This is a genomic window from Pseudomonas sp. NUPR-002, from assembly GCF_056322725.1.
Window position 1 is genome coordinate 6,157,472 of record NZ_CM150476.1, and the last position, 19,925, is coordinate 6,177,396.

The following is a 19,925-nucleotide window of genomic DNA, read 5'->3' on the forward strand; positions in this document are numbered from 1 at the left end:
CGGCGATCATGAAGGCGTTGTCAGCCCTGTCTGCGGAAGTGCGTCAGTACCTGCTAGTTACCGGCAACTACTGGGCCTTCACCCTAACCGACGGCGCATTGCGCATGTTGGTGGTACTGCACTTCCATTCGCTGGGCTACACGCCGCTGCAGATCGCGGCGCTGTTCCTGTTCTACGAAGTGTTCGGAGTGATAACCAACCTCGTGGGCGGCTACCTCGGCGCCCGCCTGGGGCTCAACCGCACCATGAACATCGGCCTTGGCATGCAAGTCATCGCGCTGCTGATGCTCACGGTACCAGCAGCCTCGCTGACAGTGCCGTGGGTGATGGCCGCCCAAGCGATGTCCGGTATCGCCAAGGACTTGAACAAGATGAGCGCCAAGAGCTCCATCAAGCTCCTGGTACCGGACAGCCAGCAAGGCACCCTCTACAAGTGGGTGGCCATACTGACGGGCTCGAAAAACGCGCTTAAAGGCGTGGGCTTCTTCCTCGGGGGAGCACTGCTTGCGCTGCTCGGTTTCACCCTGGCGGTGCTGGCCATGGCAACAGTACTGGCTCTGATCTGGATCGGCAGTTTGATCCTGCTGAAAAAGGACTTGGGAAAAGCCAAGGCCAAACCGAAGTTTCGCGACATGCTGTCCAAGAGCCGGGCGATCAACATCCTCTCGGCCGCACGACTGTTTCTCTTTGGCGCTCGCGACGTCTGGTTTGTCGTCGCGCTGCCGGTCTACCTGAGCACCGCATTCGGCTGGGACTTCTGGCTGGTCGGTGGCTTTCTTGCTACCTGGATCATCGGCTACGGCATCGTGCAATCTTTTGCCCCCAGCTTCACTGGCAAGAAGCGTGGCCATGTGCCGGACGGCCGGGCAGCCTTTACCTGGGCCATCGCGCTGGCAGGACTGCCCGCACTCATTGCTCTGGGGTTGACTGCAGACTGGTCGGCTCAGGTGGTATTGCTTGGTGGGCTGATGCTGTTCGGCGTGCTGTTCGCCGTGAATTCATCGCTGCATAGCTACCTGATCGTCAGCTATGCCAAGGAAGACGGGGTCTCACTAGACGTGGGCTTCTACTACATGTCCAACGCTCTGGGACGACTGCTCGGCACCCTGCTTTCCGGCTGGGTGTTCCAAGCTTATGGCCTGGAAGCCTGCTTGTGGGTATCGAGCGCTTTTGTACTGGCTGCCGCCCTCATCTCAATCGCCTTGCCCAGGCACGGCGACACTACACAGCAGCCAAGCTGACCAGCGACCATCAGGCGGGGGCTCTCATGCCTCCGCCTTTACCAGTAATTGTTCGATTTCAGCGATAGTGCTGCGGGCTGTACGGGTAACCCCGATCAAAGTCGCTGACGCCGATCCCGTCCATTCCCCATAGCCCACCAGCCATAGCCTCGGTTCGTTCACAGCGCGAGTCCCCTCGACCGCCACTCGCCCGTCCTCGGTAACCACCCCAAGGCTGGCCAGGTGCCCTAAAGCCGGTTTGAATCCGGTGCACCAGATCACCGAATCGACTGCTGACTCCGAACCATCGGTCCAGACCACACCATCAGGTGTGAAGCGCACGAAAGGGCGCACAGCGTGGAGTACGTCCCGTTCACGTGCTTCGACCACAGGCGGCACCATCACGACATCACCCAACCCACCTACAGGTTGATCAATAACACGCCCCTCCATCTGGGCTTTCCAGCGCTCCGTGGCCCTCTCGAACAGCACACGACCATCCACATCGTCAGGCAGGAAAAGCGGATCGGTTGGTGTTACCCAGGTCGCGTCTGCCACTTTGGAAACTTCCGCTAGAATCTGTGCCCCAGAGTTTCCGCCACCGACAACCAGCACACGCTTTCCCGAGAAGGCCTGTGGTTCAACATAGTGGGCGGAATGCAGCTGTTGGCCAAGGAATAACTCGGCACCAGGGTATGCGGGAATATTGGGATTGCTCCAGGTTCCCGTGGCACTGACAACGGCTTTGGCATCCCAATGCCCCTGCTCCGAGCGCACACGTAACGCGCCGGCGACGCGTTCGACGGAGGTGACTTGCACCGGCCGCTCGATGGGGAACTGATAGCGCGCTTCATACTGCGTCAGGTAATCAATGACATGCGCGCGAGTGGGATAGCCATCCTGCACCGGTGGCATCATCCAGCCGGGAATGGAGCTCCAGGTAGCCGGGGAGAACAATCGCAAGGAGTTCCAGCCGTGACGCCAAGCCCCACCGGGGCCCTTCTCGGCGTCGAGAATAATGAACGAGAGCCGAGTGCGGCGTAAGAAATACGCCGTAGCCAGGGCAGCTTGACCACCGCCGATAATGACCACATCCCACAAGTGCTCTTCATGAGCTTTCATCCGGACGCTCCTACGAACCAGTGATGGAGGTATCTTTTCAGATAGGGAGCTTTACTTCTAACACCCTTAACGCTTCAAGTTGGATGGTGGGTTTTACCCCGATCAGCCAGACGCTGATAAAAATCGTACTTCCCACAAAGGCGAGCACAATGAAGAAATCGAAGAGAGCCCTCTTTGCCCCTTGTTAGCCTATTTTTTCATAAACCACTGCGATTTATAGTGAGAAAATAGGTTAGCACGGCGGCGCGCTGGAGGATTTTTAGTGACCCACGATGATTCCTGTACCGCGACAGATGCAACATCTCTGGATGAAACACCTAGTCAAAGATAATGCTTACAAAATAGCTCTAACTCAGTACCTAGAAGCTCACGCAACATTTTGTTTGACACCATAACCGCGGAGGATCAGCGCTGCTGCATTGTGTGCCAGCGCTCGCTTTATCACTTGTCGTGGGTAAACACTGGCACCATCGATGGTGCCGCGAAACAGCGCCTCGAAACCGAGCAGTCGGTGCTTGGTATCGAGAAACATGCACGCGAACACTTCGTGAGGCTCATGGCGCAACTGGGCCTTGAGAAAGTCTCTGACTGCCTGCGGACTCTGCAGCGCGGAGTCGCGACGCAGCCGGCCCGCCAAATGGCGACGGGACATTTCCATCACGGCCTGTAACTGGGCGAATTTGGCAGGCCCCAGGCCAAACTCCTGATTGAAGCGCTTGGCATCAGCCTGCAACAATCCCCGTAAACCTCCGAATTGCCCAAGTAGATGCCGAGCCAGATCAACAGCGCTGTAACCCCGCACGCCGGTGCGTAGAAATATGGCCAGCAGCTCAGCATCCGAGAGACTGGCTACCCCTTGCTCCAACAACTTTTCCCTTGGCCGCTCCGCCGAAGGCCAATCCCTGATACTCATCCGCACCTCCCTGTCTATCGGTACTGCTCCTGTGTTTCAGCCCTGTGCTACATTACCCGCTCATTTTTACGCGACGATTCGGCCTGGGGAGGCGTCGTCGCCGCGTGCAATCACTGAGCAAAAGGCAAGCCTATGCAGCGGCTGTATCGTAAGCGCATCGTTCTCGGCGTCGGCGGCGGCATCGCCGCCTACAAGAGTGCCGAACTGGTTCGCCGACTCCTGGAACACGGTGCGCAGGTGCGTGTCGTCATGACCCGCGGCGGCGCGGAATTCATCACTCCGCTCACCCTGCAAGCACTGTCCGGTCACCCGGTGCACATGGACCTATTGGACCCTGCTGCCGAAGCGGCGATGGGCCATATCGAACTGGCCAAATGGGCCGATCTGGTGCTGATTGCGCCAGCCACCGCCGATTTGCTGGCGCGCATGGCGCAAGGCGTGGCTGATGATCTGCTGACCACGCTGGTGCTCGCTACCGACGCCACCGTAGCCGTCGCGCCAGCGATGAACCAGGCCATGTGGCGCGATCCGGCCACCCAGGCCAACCTTGAATTGCTGCAAAGCCGTGGCATTCAGGTGTTCGGCCCGGCCTCCGGCAGCCAGGCCTGTGGCGATGTCGGCCTGGGCCGCATGCTCGAAGCCACTGACCTGGCCTGGTGCGCGGCAGAAACCTTCAAGCGCGAGTCGCTGACCGGTAAACACATTGTCATCACTGCCGGCCCGACCCAGGAAAACATCGACCCGGTGCGCTACATCACCAACCACAGCTCCGGGAAAATGGGCTTTGCCCTGGCCGAAGCGGCGGTAGAAGCCGGTGCCAAAGTGACCCTGATCAGTGGCCCGGTGCACCTGCCAACGCCTGACCGGGTTACCCGTATCGACGTGGTCAGCGCCCGCGACATGCTGGCAGCCTGCGAAGCGGCAATGCCTTGTGATGTGTTCATCGCCTCGGCGGCAGTCGCAGACTACCGCCCAGAAGTGGTTGCACCACAAAAACTCAAGAAAGACCCTACGACAGGTGACGGCCTGCTGCTGCAGATGGTCCGCAACCCGGACATTCTCGCCAGTATCTCCACCCGTCCCGACCGCCCGTTCAGCGTCGGCTTCGCCGCCGAGACCGAACACCTGCTCGACTACGCTGCGCGCAAGCTCAAGGACAAAAACCTCGACCTGATCGTCGCCAATGATGTGGCCAACCCCAGCATCGGCTTCAACAGCGAGGAAAACGCCTGCAGCGTCATCGATCGCGAGCTACACGCAACACTCTTCGCACAGACCAGCAAGGGCAAGATCGCCCGTCAGCTGGTTGCTTTTATCGCCGAACGTCTCAACCAGGTTTAACTCTGCATGCACGCTCTACAAGCCAAGATTCTTGATCCACGCATCGGCAACGAATTCCCGCTGCCTCAGTACGCTACCCCGGGCTCGGCCGGTCTCGACCTGCGCGCCATGCTCAAAGAAGACACCGTTCTGGAACCTGGCCAGACCCTGCTGATCCCTACCGGCCTGTCCGTCTACATCGGCGACCCTGGCCTGGCCGCGCTGATCCTGCCGCGCTCGGGCCTGGGCCACAAGCACGGCATCGTGCTGGGCAACCTGGTCGGCCTGATCGATTCCGACTACCAGGGCGAGCTGATGGTTTCCTGCTGGAACCGTGGCCAGACCCCTTTCACCATCGCCATTGGCGAACGCATTGCACAGCTGGTTCTGGTACCTGTGGTGCAGGCGCATTTCGACATCGTCGAAGCATTCGATGAGAGCCAGCGTGGCGCTGGTGGCTTTGGACATTCCGGCAGCAAGTGATCCACCCGCTGCCCACTGTGCGCCAAGGATGGCGAACTCTCTGGCGAAATGACCGTCAAAGCGTTCAGTTCAAGCCTGCCCTGCACGCCCTCGATAATGGAGCCCCCCAGAGATGAACGACATGGCACACCTGGTACCTGCACTCCCAGCAAGCATTTTCCGTGCTTACGACATCCGTGGCGTTGTCGGTGACACCCTGACTGCCGAAACCGCCTACTGGATCGGCCGCGCCATTGGTGCGCAAACCCTGGCCCAGGGCGAACCGAACATTTCCGTCGGCCGTGACGGCCGCCTGTCTGGCCCGATGCTGGTTGAGCAATTGATCAAGGGCCTGGCTGAAGCCGGCTGCCAGGTCAGCGATGTCGGCCTGGTGCCGACCCCTGCCCTGTACTACGCCGCCAACGTGCTGGCTGGCAAATCCGGTGTGATGCTCACCGGCAGCCACAACCCGCCGAACTACAACGGTTTCAAAATCGTCATTGCTGGCGACACGCTGGCCAACGAGCAAATCCAGGCCCTGCTGATCCGCCTGCAAACCAACGACTTGAGCCGCGGCGAAGGCAGCGTCGAGAAAGTCGAAATCCTTGATCGCTATTTCCAGCAGATCACCGCTGACATCAAGCTGGCGAAAAAACTCAAGGTCGTCGTTGACTGCGGTAACGGTGCAGCCGGTGTGATCGCACCGCAGCTGATCGAAGCACTTGGCTGCGAAATGATCCCGTTGTTCTGCGATGTTGATGGCAACTTCCCTAATCACCACCCAGATCCGGGCAAGCCCGAGAACCTGGTTGACCTGATTGCCAAGGTCAAGGAAACCGGGGCTGACCTGGGCCTGGCCTTCGATGGCGATGGCGACCGCGTCGGTGTGGTCACCAACACCGGCACCATCGTTTATCCCGATCGCCTGCTGATGCTGTTCGCCAAAGACGTCATCGAGCGCAACCCGGGCGCAGAAATCATCTTCGACGTTAAATGCACACGCCGCCTGACGCCGCTGATCGAGCAGTACGGTGGTCGCGCACTAATGTGGAAGACCGGTCACTCGTTGATCAAAAAGAAGATGAAACAAACCGGCGCGCTGCTGGCCGGTGAGATGAGCGGACACATCTTCATCAAGGAACGTTGGTATGGTTTCGACGACGGCATTTACAGTGCCGCCCGCCTGCTGGAGATCCTCAGCAAGGCCGATACCGATGCCGAACAGCTGTTCGCGGCGTTCCCAAATGATATTTCCACGCCGGAAATCAATATTGATGTGACCGACGACGGTAAATTCAGCATCATTGATGCACTGCAACGCGAAGCCGACTGGGGCCAAGATGCCAACCTGACCACCATTGACGGTGTGCGGGTCGATTATCCCCACGGCTGGGGCCTGGTTCGCGCCTCCAACACCACACCGGTGCTGGTGTTACGCTTCGAGGCCGACAACGACGCCGAACTGCAGCGTATCCAGGAAGTCTTCCGCGCCCAGTTGAAGCGCGTTGCTCCTGATCTGCAACCCAAGTTCTGACTGACTATCTGTTCCAACTGGAGCCCTGCATGACCCTCGATCGCGATGCCGCCACCCATGTCGCCAAGGTTTTGTCCGAAGCGCTGCCTTACATCCGCCGCTTTGTCGGCAAGACCCTGGTGATCAAATACGGCGGCAACGCGATGGAGAGCGAAGAGCTCAAAACCGGCTTTGCCCGCGATGTCGTGCTGATGAAAGCGGTCGGCATCAACCCGGTGGTCGTGCATGGCGGTGGCCCGCAGATCGGTGACCTGCTCAAGCGTCTGTCGATCGAAAGCCACTTCATCGATGGCATGCGCGTCACCGACGCACAGACCATGGACGTGGTCGAGATGGTCCTGGGCGGCCAGGTGAACAAGGACATCGTCAACCTGATCAACAGCCATGGCGGCAGCGCCATCGGCCTGACCGGTAAAGACGCCCAGCTGATCCGTGCGAAAAAGCTCACCGTCACCCGCCAGACCCCAGAGATGACCACCCCGGAAATCATCGATATCGGTCATGTGGGTGAGGTCACCAGCGTGAACACCGACCTGCTCAATATGCTGGTCAAAGGCGACTTCATTCCGGTTATCGCGCCGATCGGCGTGGGTGCCAACGGTGAGTCGTACAACATCAACGCCGACCTGGTGGCTGGCAAGGTGGCCGAAGCGCTGAAAGCTGAGAAGCTGATGCTGTTGACCAACATCGCTGGCCTGATGGACAAGCAAGGCACCGTGCTGACCGGCCTGACCACCGAGCAGGTCAACGAGCTGATCGCTGACGGCACCATCTACGGCGGCATGCTGCCGAAGATCCGCTGCGCACTGGAAGCAGTGCAAGGCGGCGTCAACAGTTCGCACATCATCGACGGCCGTGTTCCGAATGCGGTGCTGCTGGAAATCTTCACCGACAGTGGTGTGGGTACCCTGATTACCAACAGCAAGCCGCGTTAAGGCGTCATTCATCGCGGGGCAAGCCCGCTCCCACAGTCCAGGTGGGAGCGGGCTTGCCCCGCGATCAACAAATAAAAAGGCGACCTATTAGGGTCGCCTTTTTATTTGCCTCAGACCCCGTACTGGGCCCGATACGCCTCGACGGCCGGCAAGTGCTGCTTGAGCGCCGGATCATCCGCGAGGAATTCCAGCACCTGCGTCAACGAAACGATGCTGACCACCGGAATACCGAAGTCGCGCTCCACTTCCTGGATCGCCGACAGCTCGCCGTTACCGCGCTCCTGGCGGTTCAGCGCGATCAGAACGCCTGCAGCCTTGGCCTGCTGACCCTGGATAATCTGCATGACTTCACGAATCGCGGTGCCGGCAGTGATCACGTCGTCGATGATCAGCACGTCGCCGACCAATGGCGCGCCAACCAGGCTGCCACCTTCGCCGTGCGCTTTGGCTTCTTTACGGTTGAAGCACCATGGCAAATCAAGGTTATGCTGTTCCGCCAGCGCCACAGCCGTGGCTGCTGCCAGGGGAATACCCTTGTAGGCTGGGCCGAACAGCACATCGAACGAAATCTTGCTGTCGACGATCGCCGCCGCATAGAAACGCCCGAGCTGAGCCAGGGCCGAGCCACTGTTGAACAGGCCGGCATTGAAGAAATACGGGCTGGTGCGCCCGGATTTGAGAGTGAATTCACCGAAGCGCAGAACCCCGCGGTCGATGGCAAAACGAATGAAGTCGCGCTGATACGGCTGCATGAAGAGTCCCGGATACCACGGATTTAGCTAAATGAGTACAGCTCGGGTATCATACACGCACGAGATTTTTGGGGCCATTTATGCGGATCATCAGTGTGAACGTTAATGGCATTCAGGCTGCCGTTGAGCGTGGTTTGCTCAGCTGGCTACAAGCCCAGAATGCTGACGTCATCTGCCTTCAGGATACCCGCGCCTCGGCCTTTGAACTCGACGACCCAGCTTTCCAGCTTGATGGCTACTTCCTTTATGCCTGCGACGCAGAAGTTCCCGCCCAAGGCGGCGTGGCGCTTTATTCGCGGTTGCAGCCCAAGGCAGTCATCAGCGGCCTGGGCTTCGAGACAGCCGACCGCTACGGACGTTACCTGCAGGCCGATTTCGACAAGGTAAGCATCGCAACGCTGCTGCTGCCTTCGGGAATGAACGGCGATGAAGACTTGAACCAGAAGTTCAAGTTGATGGACGACTTCGCCAAGTACCTGGACAAACAGCGGCGCAAGCGTCGTGAATACATCTATTGCGGCTCGTTGTACGTGGCGCAGCAGAAGCTCGACGTCAAAAACTGGCGCGACGGCCAGCAGTCGCCGGGCTTCCTGGCGCCTGAACGGGCCTGGATGGACACCGTTGTCGGTGACATGGGCTATGTCGACGCCCTGCGTGAAGTCAGCCGTGAAGGCGACCAGTACAGCTGGTGGCCAGACAACGAGCAGGCCGAGATGCTCAACCTGGGCTGGCGTTTCGACTACCAGCTGCTGACCCCTGGCTTGCGCCGCTTCGTGCGTAGCGCTCGCCTGCCGCGTCAGCCACGCTTCTCCCAGCACGCGCCACTGATCGTGGACTACGACTGGACGCTGACGATCTGATTCGTTCAGGCACAAAAAAACCGACATCACGTCGGTTTTTTTGTGCCTGAAACTTCTGTGGGAGCGGGCTTGCCCCGCGAAGCAGGCACTGCGGTGAATGGCACCGGCTTCGCCCGTGTTCGCGGGGCAAGCTGAACTGGTCAAGTAATCCTGGACACCCGTTAAGGTTTACGCCGCCAGCTTCTCTGCCTCGACCGGCGACCGGTATCCGTTGTAGCTGTGAGGCCTAGTGGTGTTGTAGCGGGTGATAAAGCGCTGCACATCCATTCGGGCCTCATGCTCCGAGTCGTAGCCATCTTCGGGTACCCACTCAGATTTCAGGCTTCCAAAAAACCGCTCCATCGGGGCGTTGTCCCAGCACTCGCCTTTACGGCTCATGCTCTGCCGGTGCCCATGCTCGCGCAGCTCATTTCTGAACTTGTGGCTGGTGTACTGACAGCCTTGGTCAGAGTGAAATAGCACACCCTTGGGGCGTCCGCGCAGCTCGGTTGCCATGCGTAAGGCCGCGCAGGTCAGTTCAGCATCCGAGATCATCGAGAACGACCAGCCGACAATCCGCCGTGCAAACAAGTCCAAGACAGCCGCGAAGTACAGCCAGCGCTTACCAGCCTTGATGTACGTTACATCTCCGCACCAGACCTCATTTGTCGCCCGCACATCGAATTGCCGTTTGAGCTCGTGCGGTGCGGTCAGGGCTTCAACGCCTGAAGATTTGTATTTGTGGCGTCTGCGTTGACGGCTGCTGATCCCAGCTTCTTGCATCAGGCGGCGCGCCTTGAAGCGGCCGACTGGGTGTCCACTGGCTTGCAGCATCTTGGCCAAGGTGCGCGAACCTGCCGCCCCTCTCGACTCACGATGATGTCTGATCAACTGGGCCTTGAGTTTTTCCCGTCCGGGGTAACGCCGGTCCTTACGCTGGCGCCAGCAGTAGAAACTGCTGCGGCTGACCCCAAGCACCCGACAACACTCATTAACGCCGTATTGCTCACCCAGCTCATCGATCAACGCGAGTGATCTTTGGCGTCCAAAAGCAGGAGAGCGCTGGCCTTTTTTAGGATTTCGATATCCCGGTCTTTCTGCTTGAGCAGGGCTTTGAGCCGTTGGATTTCCTGCTGGTCTGCCGTTATTGCCTTGGCACCCACAGGGGTTAAGCCTTGACGCTCCTGGCGCAGTTGATCGACCCAACGACGCAACGCTGTAGGGCCAATGCCTAAACTGGCACAGACCTGTGGAACTGATTGGCCTTCGTCCAGCACCATGCTGGCCGCCTGTAGCTTGAAGTCACTCGAGTAAGAATTACGCATATCCAAACACCTCAGGTTTGGGCGCCATCATAGCGCCCGATTGAGGTGTCCAGGATCATTAGGCCAGTTCAAGCCCGCTCCCACAGGTGGTGCAAGACAGTTGCTCCCACACCGTTGCCCCCACAATTGCATTCAGCGGATCATTATCTGATCAGTCGCAAGGTCAGCGGGTAGCGATAGGCCTGACCATTGTTGGCCTTGACCCCAGCGATGATGGTGAACACCAGCGCGTAGACTACAAGGATGCCGTACAGTACGAAGCCCACCAGCACGTACAACAGTGCATAACAGGCCAGCGAGGCCAGGAACACGGTGAGCTGGAAGTTCAACGCTTCCTTGCCCTGGTCGTCGATGAACGGGTCCAGGTTTTTCTTCCACAGCCACATCACCAACGGCCCCAGCACATGGCCAAACGGCATCAGCAGCCCGGCCAGAGCCGCCAAGTGGCAGAACATCGCCCACTGACGAATCTCGGCATTGGGGGTCGGCAACTGTAACGGCTGCTCGTTCATGTTCCGCTCCTTGCGTTGTCGAGATCAGTCAGCCAGCGATGCCTGCTGCAGCTCGAACAGATCGACCATGCCTTTTTGCGCCAGCGCCAGCATGGCGTTGAGCTCTTCAGGCTGGAACGGCGCGCCTTCGGCAGTACCCTGAACTTCAATGAAGCCGCCTTTGCTGGTCATGACCACATTGAGGTCAGTCTCGGCAGCCGAGTCTTCCAGGTAGTCGAGGTCGAGTACCGCTTCGCCCTGATACATGCCGACCGAAACGGCAGCGATCATGTGCTTGAGCGGGTCACCGCCCTTCAGGCCGCCACGCTTCTTGACCACGCGCAGGGCATCAACCAGGGCCACCATGGCGCCGGTGATCGACGCGGTGCGGGTGCCGCCGTCAGCCTGGATCACGTCGCAGTCGACGTACAGGGTGATGTCGCCAAGTTTGCTCATGTCCAGCGCAGCGCGCAGCGAACGGCCAATCAGGCGCTGGATTTCCAGGGTGCGGCCACCCTGCTTGCCACGCGCTGCTTCACGCTGGTTACGCTCACCGGTGGAGCGCGGCAGCATGCCGTATTCGGCGGTCAGCCAGCCTTGGCCCTGGCCTTTGAGGAAGCGCGGCACGCCGTTCTCGACGCTGACAGTGCAGACGACTTTAGTGTCACCGAACTCGACCAGTACTGATCCCTCGGCGTGTTTGGTGTAGTTGCGGGTGATGCGGATCGAGCGAAGCTGATCGGCAGCGCGACCACTTGGACGTTTCATTTGGGATACCTGTACTGGGTTTGAATCTGCCCAGCATTATAGAGCGCAGCGGGCGTTGAGGACATGCCTATTGTCGCAGCCTCTAGAATGGAGATCCCAGCGGCATCGGTCGGTTTTTTCCGGAAGTTGCCTGAGTGTTTGTAACATCAGTGGATTGGGAGCCAGCGCCGCACTGCGCTACAATCTTGCGCCTTTGCAGCCGGTTGGCTTTTTCTTGACCCTTTTTTGCGAGGTACTCCCCATGGTGCACAGCATGACCGCTTTTGCTCGTGTCGAGCGCGCCGGTAGCCAGGGCACCCTGATCTGGGAACTACGCTCGGTCAACCACCGCTACCTGGAACCGCACCTGCGTTTGCCCGAAGCCCTGCGCGATCTCGAAGGCGCGGTGCGTGAAGCCCTGCGCCAGGGCCTGTCGCGCGGCAAGGTCGAATGCACCCTGCGCTTCAATGAAGAAAGCACCGGCAAGCCACTGCAGGTTGACCGTGAACGCGCCGCCCAACTGGTGGCTGCCGCCGAGACCGTCGCCAGCCTGATCAAGCAGCCGGCACCGCTGAACCCGCTGGAAGTGCTGGCCTGGCCGGGTGTGCTGGTCGCCGACGCCAATGACCCGCAAACCCTCAACAACGAAGCCATGGAATTGTTCGTTGAGGCGCTGAATGAACTGAAGAACGGCCGCAACCGTGAAGGCACCGAACTGGCCCGCCTGATCAATGAGCGCCTGGACGGCATGGCCAGTGAAGTCACCACCCTGCGCGCCCTGGTGCCGCAGATGCTGGCCGCCCAGCGCCAGAAGGTCCTCGACCGCTTTGCCGACATGCAAGCCGAGCTCGACCCGCAGCGCCTGGAGCAGGAAATGGTCCTGCTGGCGCAAAAAAGCGACGTTGCCGAAGAACTCGACCGTTTGAACACCCACATCACCGAAGTACGCCGGGTGCTTAAATCCGGTGGCGCCGCTGGCCGACGCCTGGACTTCCTGATGCAGGAGCTCAATCGCGAAGCCAACACCCTGGGCTCCAAAGCCTTCGACCCACGCAGCACCCAGTCCGCGGTCAACCTCAAGGTACTGATCGAGCAGATGCGTGAACAAGTACAGAACATTGAGTAAGGCCACACCCACCATGAATCACAGCAGCGGCACCCTTTATATCGTTTCGGCCCCGTCCGGCGCTGGTAAAACCAGCCTGGTCAAAGCCCTGATCGACGCAGACAACAGCATCCAGGTTTCGGTCTCGCACACCACCCGCGCCATGCGCCCGGGCGAAGTGCACGGCGTGAACTACCACTTTGTCGAGCACACCGAATTCAAGCTGATGATCGAGCAAGGCGACTTCCTCGAGCAGGCTGAAGTGTTCGGCAATTTCTACGGCACGTCGCGCAGCGCGCTGCAGCAAACCCTCGACCAGGGTCACGACCTGATTCTGGAAATCGACTGGCAAGGTGCTCAGCAGGTGCGCAAGTTGATGCCTGAGGCGCGCTCGATCTTCATCCTGCCGCCGACCCAGGAAGCCCTGCGTCAGCGCCTGACCAACCGTGGCCAGGACAGCGATGAGATCATCGAGGGACGGATGCGTGAAGCCGTGAGCGAGATGAGTCATTACGACGAATATGACTTCGTCATCATCAACGATGACTTCGCCACTGCGCTGGAAGACCTCAAAGCGGTATTCCGCGCCAACCGCTTGCTGCAGGCGCACCAGCAGCAGCGTCATGGCCAGCTGCTCAAGCAATTGCTTGCCTGAGCAACCAGCTACTCCAGCCGCTTAGCGGCGGCTGGAGACCATGGCGTGACGTTGCAGGGTCATGCCCAGGAAGAACGCCGGCGCCCGCAGGCGTGACAGCATCATCAGGCCCAGCCCCAGCAGGGTGATGATCACTGCGATCACGAACACCAACCCCAAACCACCCACGTGCGAACCGCTGCCGAACGACGGCGAAGCACTGTCGTAGGCGGTCTGCAGGAAGATCACCGAGAGAATGCCACCGCCCAGCAGCGGGCACAGGCCACGCATCAGGAAGTGACGCACGCTGTCGAACAGGCTGCGGCGGAAGTACCAGACACAGGCATACGCCGTCAGCGAGTAGTAGAAGCAGATCATCATGCCCAGGGCAGTGATGGTGTCGGCCAGTACGTTTTCACTCAGGGTACGCATGGTCACGTAGAACACGCCCGCCGCCACACCGGCGCAGATCGTCGCGTAACGCGGGGTTTTCGAACGTGGGCAAATGTTGGCGAAGCGCTCCGGTACCGCACCGTAGTAACCCATGGCCAGCAAAGTGCGCGCGGGCGCCACGAAGGTCGACTGCAGCGAGGCTGCGGTGCTGGCCAATACCGCGATCGACATCAGAATAGCCAGCGGGCCCATGACCGGACCTGCCAGGTGAGCAAAGACGTTTTCCTGGATACGCGGGTTGTTCAGGCCCAGGCCATCTTCGCCAATACCGGCAAACTGCAGCGTGGCAATCGCCGTTACCAGGTACAAACCGAGAATCAGCAGTACGGTCAGGGTCGCCGCACGGCCGGGGGTGTCACCGCTGCCCACGGACTCTTCACTGATGCTCAGGCACACGTCCCAGCCCCAGAAGATGAAAATCGACAACGACAGACCAGCAGCAAATGCCGAGAAAGATTCGACGCCGAATGGATTGAACCAGGCAAAATCGAATTCCAGCGGTGGCATCGGCGCCGACTCGCCAAACGCGGCCATGGCAAAGCCCACTAGCACCACCAACTGCAGCGCCACCAGGCTGTACTGCACCGTCATGGTGGTGGTGATCCCGCGGCAGCAAATCCACACCGCCATGGCAATGAACACGCAACAGGTGACGATGTTGATCAATAAGTTATCCGCCAGCGCCGCCACCTCGTGGCTGCCGGTGATCTGCCCAAGGAACAGATAAAAGAAGTCGACGGCCACCCCCGCAAGGTTGGACAGCACAATGGTGGTGGCTGTGACCAACCCCCAGCCGCCGATCCAGCCGATCATCGGGCCAAACGCCCGCGCCGACCAGGTAAAGGACGTACCGCTGTCCGGCTCTGCCGAGTTCAGTTCGCGGTAGCCCAGCGCTACCAGCAGCATCGGCAGGAAGCCGACGATGAACACCGCCGGCAGGTGCGCGCCGACTTCACGTACGGTTGGGCCGAGGGCGCCTGTGAGGGTGTAGACCGGTGCAATGGTGGAGATACCCAGGACAATGCTCGCCAGCAGCCCCAGCCGACCTGCGTCGAGCCCTTTGGTTGCTTTCGATGCACCGCTTTCCTGGGTGCGAGCCTGTCCCATACCTGGGGACAGGCCTGCTTCGTATTCGCTCATGAGTAGTTGCCGCCGCTTTTACTATTGTTTTTCAGGGCGCCCCGCAGCGCGCCCACTTGCACTCAATGAAACTTGTTGCCTGGTAATGCAGCTCCGGATCAACCGGATACCCTCATAGGGTCTTCTCCCGGTGACGCTCACCCCTTGCACGGGCCAGACATGCCTGACGAAACGCCTCGAACAGACGCAACGAAACCGGGTTGTCGGCCAAGCGGTATTCGGGGTGCCATTGCACGCCGACCACAAAGCCTGGGGCATCCTCCATGGATACCGCTTCGATCAATCCGTCCGGCGCCAGGGCCTCGGCCCGCAGGCCGTCAGCCAGGCGATTGATGCCCTGGCTGTGAAGCGAATTGACCATGAAGTGCTGCTCCAGCCCCAGTCGTTCGAACAGCCCGCCGGGCTGCACGGTAACGCTATGGCGTGGGCTGTATTGCTCTTCCAGTGGCGCGTCCTGCGGCTCGCGGTGGTCGAGGAAACCTGGCAGCTCCTGCACCCGCTGGTGCAGCGTGCCGCCCAAGGCAACGTTCAATTCCTGGAATCCACGGCAGATGCAGAACACCGGCACACCGGTGGCAATGGCGGCCTGCAACAACGGCAGGGTCAGCCGGTCGCGAAACACATCGTGCTTCGTACCTTCCACGCTGGGGGCGCCATTGTAATGATGCGGCTCAACATTAGAAGGCGAACCGGTAAAAAGAATGCCATCGAGGCGTTCCAGCACGCGCTGCGGGTCACCCGGCTCGGCACGTGCGGGAAGGATCAAAGGGATGCCGGCAAAGCCTGCCGCTTCGACATACTTGTCGCCGACGGTATGCGACGAGTTATTGCCCAACTGCTGACGACAGGCAGAAATGCCAATCAAAGGCGGCAGGTCATTGGTAGTTTGCATGGGTTCACCCTCCCTTACAGCTTGATCCAGGTCGCCTTGAGTTCAGTGTATTTGTCAAAAGCGTGCAGCGATTTGTCCCGACCATTACCCGACTGCTTGAAGCCGCCGAACGGTGCAGTCATGTCGCCGCCGTCGTATTGGTTGACCCACACGCTGCCTGCGCGCAAGGCGCGAGCGGTGTTATGGGCACGGGAGATATCGCTGGTCCAGACTGCCGCTGCCAGGCCGAACGGTGAGTCGTTGGCAATGGCCACGGCCTCTTCGGCACTGTCAAAGGTGATTACCGACAGCACCGGCCCGAAAATTTCCTCGCGGGCGATGCGCATGGCATTGGTGACGCCATCGAAGATGGCCGGCTGCAGGTAAACACCACAGGTGTCTTCCAGGACCCGTTCGCCACCGGTGAGCAGGGTGGCGCCATCGGCCTTGCCCGCTTCGATGTAGCCCAGCACGGTGTCGAGCTGGGTACCGTCCACCAGGGCCCCGACGCGGGTTTCTGGGTCCAGTGCATGGCCTGGTTTCCAGGCCTTGAGGGCTTCGACCACCATCGGCAGGAAGCGCTCCTTGATGCTGCGCTCGACCAACAGGCGCGAACCGGCAATGCACACTTCGCCCTGGTTGAAGGCGATGGCCGCAGCGGCGGCATCGGCAGCTGCTTGCAGGTCTGGGGCGTCGGCGAAGACGATGTTCGGGCTCTTGCCGCCCGCTTCCAGCCAGACCCGCTTCATGTTCGATTCACCGGCGTACACCATCAATTGCTTGGCAATACGCGTGGAACCTGTGAACACCAGGGTATCGACGTCCATGTGCAGGGCCAGGGCCTTGCCCACGGTGTGGCCATAGCCGGGCAGAACGTTGAGCACGCCCGCCGGCAAACCAGCATCGAGCGCCAGCTGCGCGATACGGATCGCGGTCAGCGGTGATTTTTCGGACGGCTTGAGGATCACCGAGTTACCGGTGGCCAGGGCCGGGCCGAGTTTCCAACAGGCCATCATCAGTGGGAAGTTCCACGGAACAATGGCCGCAACCACGCCGACCGGCTCGCGGGTGACCAGACCCAGCTGGTCGGACGCGGTTGCAGCAACTTCGTCATAAATCTTATCGATCGCTTCGGCGTGCCAGCGAATGGCGTTGGCCGCAGCGGGGATATCAATGCTCAGGGCATCGGCAATCGGCTTGCCCATGTCCAGGGTTTCCAGCAGCGCCAGCTCTTCGGCATTGGCCAGCAGCAAGTCGGCGAAGGCAATCAGCACGCGCTTACGCTGGGCCGGGGCCTGCTTGGCCCACACACCACTGTCAAAGCTGCGCCGCGCTGCAGCCACGGCACGCTCGGCGTCGGCGCTGTCGCAACTGGCGATCGTTGCCAGCAAGCGGCCATCGACCGGGCTTGAACAATCGAAACTGTCACCAGCAACACTGGCGCAATACTGCCCGTCGACAAAGGCGCGGCCTTCGATCTTCAGGGTCTGGAACAGCTGTTCCCAGTGTTCACGTGGTGCAATTGTCATTGTTGTTATCTCCGGGCATCACACGGTATGCAGGTACCAGTTGTATTCGAGGTCGGAAATCGACACCTCGAATTCGGCCATCTCGCTTTCCTTGCAGGCGACAAAAATGTCGATGTAGTCGGGGCTGATGTATTTGTTCAGCACTTCGCTGTCATCGAGTTCACGCAGCGCATCGCGCAGGTTGTTCGGCAGGCTCTGCTCCAACTGCTCGTAGGAGTTGCCTTCAATCGGCGCGCCCGGCTCGATCTGGTTAGTCAGACCGTGGTGGATGCCCGCCAGAATCGCCGCCATCATCAAGTAAGGGTTGGCATCGGCGCCGGCCACACGGTGCTCGATACGCACTGCATCGCTGCTGCCGGTCGGTACGCGAACCGCCACGGTACGGTTGTCCAGGCCCCAGCTTGGCGCATTGGGCACGTAGAACTGAGCACCGAAACGACGGTAGGAGTTGATGTTCGGGCACAGGAATGCCATCGACGCCGGCATGGTTTCCAGCACACCGCCAATGGCGTGGCGCAGGGTTTCGCTCTGCTCGGGGTCATCGCTGGCGAAGATGTTCTTGCCGGTTTTCTTGTCCAGCAACGAAATATGCACATGCAGACCGTTGCCCGCCTGGCCCGGGTAAGGCTTGGCCATGAAAGTGGAGTCCATTTCATGGTCGTAGGCGATGTTCTTGATCAGGCGCTTGAGCAACACCGCGTAGTCGCACGCTTTGATCGCGTCGGCAACGTGGTGCATGTTGACTTCAAACTGCGCCGGGGCGCTTTCCTTGACGATGGCATCGGCAGGAATGCCTTGCTCTTTCGCCGCTTCCAGCATGTCTTGCAGGCAGTCGACGTACTCGTCCAGGTCGTCGATCAGGTACACCTGGGTCGACTGCGGACGCTTGCCGGAAATGGGCGAGCGCGGCGGCTGTGGACGGCCGTTGAGGTTGTCCTGGTCGATCAGGTAGAACTCAAGCTCGAACGCTGCGCAGATATCCAGGCCCAGGGCGTCGAACTTCTCCACCACACCGCGCAGGACTTCCCGCGGGTCGGCGAAGAACGGCGCACCGTCCAGCTCATGCATGGTCATCAGCAACTGAGCGGTAGGACGCTTCTGCCAGGGTTCGTAGCTGAGCGTGCCGGGAATCGGGAAACAGATGCGGTCGGCGTCGCCGATGTCCAGGCCAAGGCCGGTGCTTTCGACGGTCGAACCGTTGATATCCAGTGCGAACAGAGAAGCCGGCAGGTTGATGCCCTTCTCGTAGACTTTGACCAGGCTCGCACGCTCGATGCGCTTGCCGCGTACCACGCCGTTCATGTCTGCAATCAGCAGATCGACAAATTGCACCTCAGGGTGGGCCTGGAGAAATTCACCCATCTCGTCGAGAGGGATGGCGCGCGGGGAGACCGACGTCATGGCTAGGCATCCTTTGATTTTTATCGAACGATTGTGGAGGAGGTACTGCGGCGCTAACGGGAGCGGCGATGGTTCAGTTTGTTCTTTTTAAAAGTGTCCATCGTGGGGACTGCAGAACGCTGTCAAATAGGACTCACGTTCCACATTCTGACAATGTTACGAGTTGATTCACGACTGCTGCCTCACTATAGAATGGCCCCAGCGCAACAGACATTGGCATTTAGGCAAGCAAAGAGTGCACCCATGCAATATCAGATCAGTCACGCCGACCTCTCGCTGGTACTCGCCCTGGTACGCGGCCGCTCACTGGCAAAAGCCGCAGAGCTGCTGCGGGTGGATGTTTCGACGGTGTTCCGCTCGATCCGGCGCATGGAAGCTGCCCTTGGTACCGCGTTATTCGTAAAGAGCCGTAAAGGCTACATTCCCACCGGCACCGCCCAGGCCCTGGCAGAGCAGGCAGAGCGCGCCGAACAGGCACTGGATGCCGCGCGGGTGGCGCTGGAGCACGGTGAACAGGTGGTCAGCGGTACCGTTCGTCTGACATGTACCGATGCGGTGCTGCACAGCCTGTTGCTTCCGGCACTGGCTGAGTTCATGCCCACCTACCCTGCTTTGTCACTTGAACTGGCAACCTCCAATACGTTCGCCAACCTGAGCCGCCGCGATGCCGACCTGGCCTTGCGCCTGACCAACTCGCCACCCGAACATTTGGTCGGCCGATGCCTGGGTTCGGCCTCCTACGTTGTGTCTGGCCTGGAGCACTACCGCGAAAAGCTCAAGCAAGCGCCAACCAGCCTGCCGTGGATCGCCCCGGATGACACCATGCAGGATCACGCCACCGAGGTGTGGCGCCGTGAGCACCTGCCGGGCGTTACGCCGCGCTATCGCTGCAGCAGCATTTCTGCAATTGCCCAACTGGTGACCGCTGGCCTGGGCGTGGCTGCGCTGCCCGACTACATGGCCCATACCCTGCCGGGCGTCGAGCCGCTGAGCGATGCCCTGCCGGGGTGTGACACCGAAGTGTGGCTGCTGACCCGTCCGGATTGCCGCGCGTTGCGTTCGGTGCAAACCCTGTTTGATGAGCTGACACCGCGTTTGCGCGATGCGTTGGCGCGCCAGTAGCCGCTATCGC

The 19,925-nt window shown here is 60.1% G+C and carries 18 protein-coding genes and 2 pseudogenes; 9 read left to right on the forward strand and 11 right to left on the reverse strand.

The genetic code is table 11. The features are described 5' to 3' along the window. The first annotated feature begins 8 nt into the window (after positions 1-8). The gene (arsJ, locus tag ACVWSC_RS28400) at positions 9-1,241 is read left to right on the forward strand and encodes an organoarsenical effux MFS transporter ArsJ (protein ID WP_442110857.1); all 1,233 of its coding nucleotides are present in this window, start codon (positions 9-11) and stop codon (positions 1,239-1,241) included. Positions 1,242-1,265: 24 nt separating this feature from the next. Here the strand turns inward: arsJ and ACVWSC_RS28405 are convergent, their stop codons facing one another. Beyond that, complete coding sequence (locus tag ACVWSC_RS28405; protein ID WP_442110859.1) at positions 1,266-2,342, reverse strand: ArsO family NAD(P)H-dependent flavin-containing monooxygenase; 1,077 nt, start codon at positions 2,340-2,342, stop codon at positions 1,266-1,268. A 400-nt stretch (positions 2,343-2,742) separates the two neighbouring features. Further along, positions 2,743-3,255, reverse strand: a pseudogene (gene radC, locus ACVWSC_RS28410) (RadC family protein); the annotation flags it as partial. A 132-nt stretch (positions 3,256-3,387) separates the two neighbouring features. On the opposite strand from radC, the gene coaBC reads away from it, so the two are divergent. The 4 genes and pseudogenes from coaBC to argB all read left to right on the forward strand — a co-directional run bounded on the left by coaBC (position 3,388) and on the right by argB (position 7,506). After that, positions 3,388-4,596: a bifunctional phosphopantothenoylcysteine decarboxylase/phosphopantothenate--cysteine ligase CoaBC gene (coaBC, locus tag ACVWSC_RS28415; RefSeq protein WP_442110861.1), complete on the forward strand. Its 1,209-nt coding sequence runs from the start codon at positions 3,388-3,390 to the stop codon at positions 4,594-4,596. A gap of 6 nt (positions 4,597-4,602) precedes the next feature. Then, positions 4,603-5,058, forward strand: coding sequence for a dUTP diphosphatase (gene dut / locus ACVWSC_RS28420; protein ID WP_442110863.1), 456 nt, complete (start codon positions 4,603-4,605; stop codon positions 5,056-5,058). A gap of 136 nt (positions 5,059-5,194) precedes the next feature. Next, positions 5,195-6,571, forward strand: a pseudogene (locus tag ACVWSC_RS28425) (phosphomannomutase/phosphoglucomutase); the annotation flags it as partial. A gap of 29 nt (positions 6,572-6,600) precedes the next feature. After that, complete coding sequence (gene argB / locus ACVWSC_RS28430) at positions 6,601-7,506, forward strand: acetylglutamate kinase (protein ID WP_442110865.1); 906 nt, start codon at positions 6,601-6,603, stop codon at positions 7,504-7,506. 110 nt (positions 7,507-7,616) lie between these two features. Here the strand turns inward: argB and pyrE are convergent, their stop codons facing one another. After that, positions 7,617-8,258 (reverse strand): orotate phosphoribosyltransferase, encoded by a 642-nt coding sequence (gene pyrE / locus ACVWSC_RS28435; RefSeq protein WP_442110867.1) that lies wholly within the window; start codon positions 8,256-8,258, stop codon positions 7,617-7,619. Positions 8,259-8,338: 80 nt separating this feature from the next. On the opposite strand from pyrE, the gene ACVWSC_RS28440 reads away from it, so the two are divergent. Further along, on the forward strand, positions 8,339-9,118 hold the full coding sequence (locus ACVWSC_RS28440; protein ID WP_028942456.1) for an exodeoxyribonuclease III: 780 nt from the start codon (positions 8,339-8,341) through the stop codon (positions 9,116-9,118). Positions 9,119-9,286: 168 nt separating this feature from the next. Here ACVWSC_RS28440 and ACVWSC_RS28445 read toward each other — a convergent pair whose 3' ends face one another. The 4 genes from ACVWSC_RS28445 to rph all read right to left on the reverse strand — a co-directional run bounded on the left by ACVWSC_RS28445 (position 9,287) and on the right by rph (position 11,681). Beyond that, on the reverse strand, positions 9,287-10,123 hold the full coding sequence (locus ACVWSC_RS28445) for an IS3 family transposase (protein ID WP_442107850.1): 837 nt from the start codon (positions 10,121-10,123) through the stop codon (positions 9,287-9,289). Continuing rightward, the gene (locus ACVWSC_RS28450) at positions 10,120-10,422 is read right to left on the reverse strand and encodes a transposase (protein WP_442107852.1); all 303 of its coding nucleotides are present in this window, start codon (positions 10,420-10,422) and stop codon (positions 10,120-10,122) included. The genes ACVWSC_RS28445 and ACVWSC_RS28450 overlap by 4 nt, the downstream gene beginning before the upstream one ends. A 143-nt stretch (positions 10,423-10,565) precedes the next feature. Continuing rightward, positions 10,566-10,934, reverse strand: a complete 369-nt coding sequence (locus ACVWSC_RS28455) for a DUF4870 domain-containing protein (RefSeq protein WP_442110870.1) — start codon at positions 10,932-10,934, stop codon at positions 10,566-10,568. A 24-nt stretch (positions 10,935-10,958) separates the two neighbouring features. After that, positions 10,959-11,681, reverse strand: coding sequence for a ribonuclease PH (rph, locus tag ACVWSC_RS28460; protein WP_133213791.1), 723 nt, complete (start codon positions 11,679-11,681; stop codon positions 10,959-10,961). Between the two features lie 241 nt (positions 11,682-11,922). Here rph and ACVWSC_RS28465 point away from each other — a divergent pair, with 241 nt between their 5' ends. Both ACVWSC_RS28465 and gmk read left to right on the forward strand, forming a co-directional pair. Continuing rightward, entirely contained in the window at positions 11,923-12,786 is an 864-nt protein-coding gene (locus ACVWSC_RS28465; RefSeq protein ID WP_442110872.1) for a YicC/YloC family endoribonuclease, read from the forward strand. Between the two features lie 13 nt (positions 12,787-12,799). Further along, positions 12,800-13,420 carry a guanylate kinase gene (gene gmk / locus ACVWSC_RS28470; RefSeq protein ID WP_442110874.1) on the forward strand — a complete coding sequence of 207 codons (621 nt, stop codon included), beginning with the start codon at positions 12,800-12,802 and terminating at the stop codon, positions 13,418-13,420. Positions 13,421-13,441: 21 nt separating this feature from the next. Here the strand turns inward: gmk and ACVWSC_RS28475 are convergent, their stop codons facing one another. The 4 genes from ACVWSC_RS28475 to ACVWSC_RS28490 form a co-directional block, all read right to left on the reverse strand. Beyond that, positions 13,442-14,992 (reverse strand): APC family permease, encoded by a 1,551-nt coding sequence (locus tag ACVWSC_RS28475; RefSeq protein WP_442110876.1) that lies wholly within the window; start codon positions 14,990-14,992, stop codon positions 13,442-13,444. Positions 14,993-15,104: 112 nt separating this feature from the next. Next, positions 15,105-15,884 (reverse strand): gamma-glutamyl-gamma-aminobutyrate hydrolase family protein, encoded by a 780-nt coding sequence (locus ACVWSC_RS28480; protein ID WP_442110878.1) that lies wholly within the window; start codon positions 15,882-15,884, stop codon positions 15,105-15,107. Between the two features lie 14 nt (positions 15,885-15,898). Beyond that, entirely contained in the window at positions 15,899-17,392 is a 1,494-nt protein-coding gene (locus tag ACVWSC_RS28485; RefSeq protein WP_442110880.1) for an aldehyde dehydrogenase, read from the reverse strand. Positions 17,393-17,410: 18 nt separating this feature from the next. After that, positions 17,411-18,793 (reverse strand): glutamine synthetase family protein, encoded by a 1,383-nt coding sequence (locus ACVWSC_RS28490; protein WP_442110882.1) that lies wholly within the window; start codon positions 18,791-18,793, stop codon positions 17,411-17,413. 243 nt (positions 18,794-19,036) lie between these two features. On the opposite strand from ACVWSC_RS28490, the gene ACVWSC_RS28495 reads away from it, so the two are divergent. Then, positions 19,037-19,915: a LysR family transcriptional regulator gene (locus tag ACVWSC_RS28495; RefSeq protein WP_442110884.1), complete on the forward strand. Its 879-nt coding sequence runs from the start codon at positions 19,037-19,039 to the stop codon at positions 19,913-19,915. Positions 19,916-19,925: the final 10 nt, after the last annotated feature.

What these genes read in the sequence shown, in the direction of transcription:
- rph (WP_133213791.1), bottom strand. Translation starts at nt 11,681, where the DNA reads ATGAAACGTCCAAGTGGTCGCGCTGCCGATCAGCTTCGCTCGATCCGC.
- ACVWSC_RS28450 (WP_442107852.1), bottom strand. Translation starts at nt 10,422, where the DNA reads ATGCGTAATTCTTACTCGAGTGACTTCAAGCTACAGGCGGCCAGCATG.
- ACVWSC_RS28475 (WP_442110876.1), bottom strand. Translation starts at nt 14,992, where the DNA reads ATGAGCGAATACGAAGCAGGCCTGTCCCCAGGTATGGGACAGGCTCGC.
- pyrE (WP_442110867.1), bottom strand. Translation starts at nt 8,258, where the DNA reads ATGCAGCCGTATCAGCGCGACTTCATTCGTTTTGCCATCGACCGCGGG.
- ACVWSC_RS28480 (WP_442110878.1), bottom strand. Translation starts at nt 15,884, where the DNA reads ATGCAAACTACCAATGACCTGCCGCCTTTGATTGGCATTTCTGCCTGT.
- ACVWSC_RS28465 (WP_442110872.1), top strand. Translation starts at nt 11,923, where the DNA reads ATGGTGCACAGCATGACCGCTTTTGCTCGTGTCGAGCGCGCCGGTAGC.
- ACVWSC_RS28455 (WP_442110870.1), bottom strand. Translation starts at nt 10,934, where the DNA reads ATGAACGAGCAGCCGTTACAGTTGCCGACCCCCAATGCCGAGATTCGT.
- coaBC (WP_442110861.1), top strand. Translation starts at nt 3,388, where the DNA reads ATGCAGCGGCTGTATCGTAAGCGCATCGTTCTCGGCGTCGGCGGCGGC.
- ACVWSC_RS28495 (WP_442110884.1), top strand. Translation starts at nt 19,037, where the DNA reads ATGCAATATCAGATCAGTCACGCCGACCTCTCGCTGGTACTCGCCCTG.
- ACVWSC_RS28440 (WP_028942456.1), top strand. Translation starts at nt 8,339, where the DNA reads ATGCGGATCATCAGTGTGAACGTTAATGGCATTCAGGCTGCCGTTGAG.
- ACVWSC_RS28485 (WP_442110880.1), bottom strand. Translation starts at nt 17,392, where the DNA reads ATGACAATTGCACCACGTGAACACTGGGAACAGCTGTTCCAGACCCTG.
- dut (WP_442110863.1), top strand. Translation starts at nt 4,603, where the DNA reads ATGCACGCTCTACAAGCCAAGATTCTTGATCCACGCATCGGCAACGAA.
- arsJ (WP_442110857.1), top strand. Translation starts at nt 9, where the DNA reads ATGAAGGCGTTGTCAGCCCTGTCTGCGGAAGTGCGTCAGTACCTGCTA.
- gmk (WP_442110874.1), top strand. Translation starts at nt 12,800, where the DNA reads ATGAATCACAGCAGCGGCACCCTTTATATCGTTTCGGCCCCGTCCGGC.
- ACVWSC_RS28490 (WP_442110882.1), bottom strand. Translation starts at nt 18,793, where the DNA reads ATGACGTCGGTCTCCCCGCGCGCCATCCCTCTCGACGAGATGGGTGAA.
- argB (WP_442110865.1), top strand. Translation starts at nt 6,601, where the DNA reads ATGACCCTCGATCGCGATGCCGCCACCCATGTCGCCAAGGTTTTGTCC.
- ACVWSC_RS28405 (WP_442110859.1), bottom strand. Translation starts at nt 2,342, where the DNA reads ATGAAAGCTCATGAAGAGCACTTGTGGGATGTGGTCATTATCGGCGGT.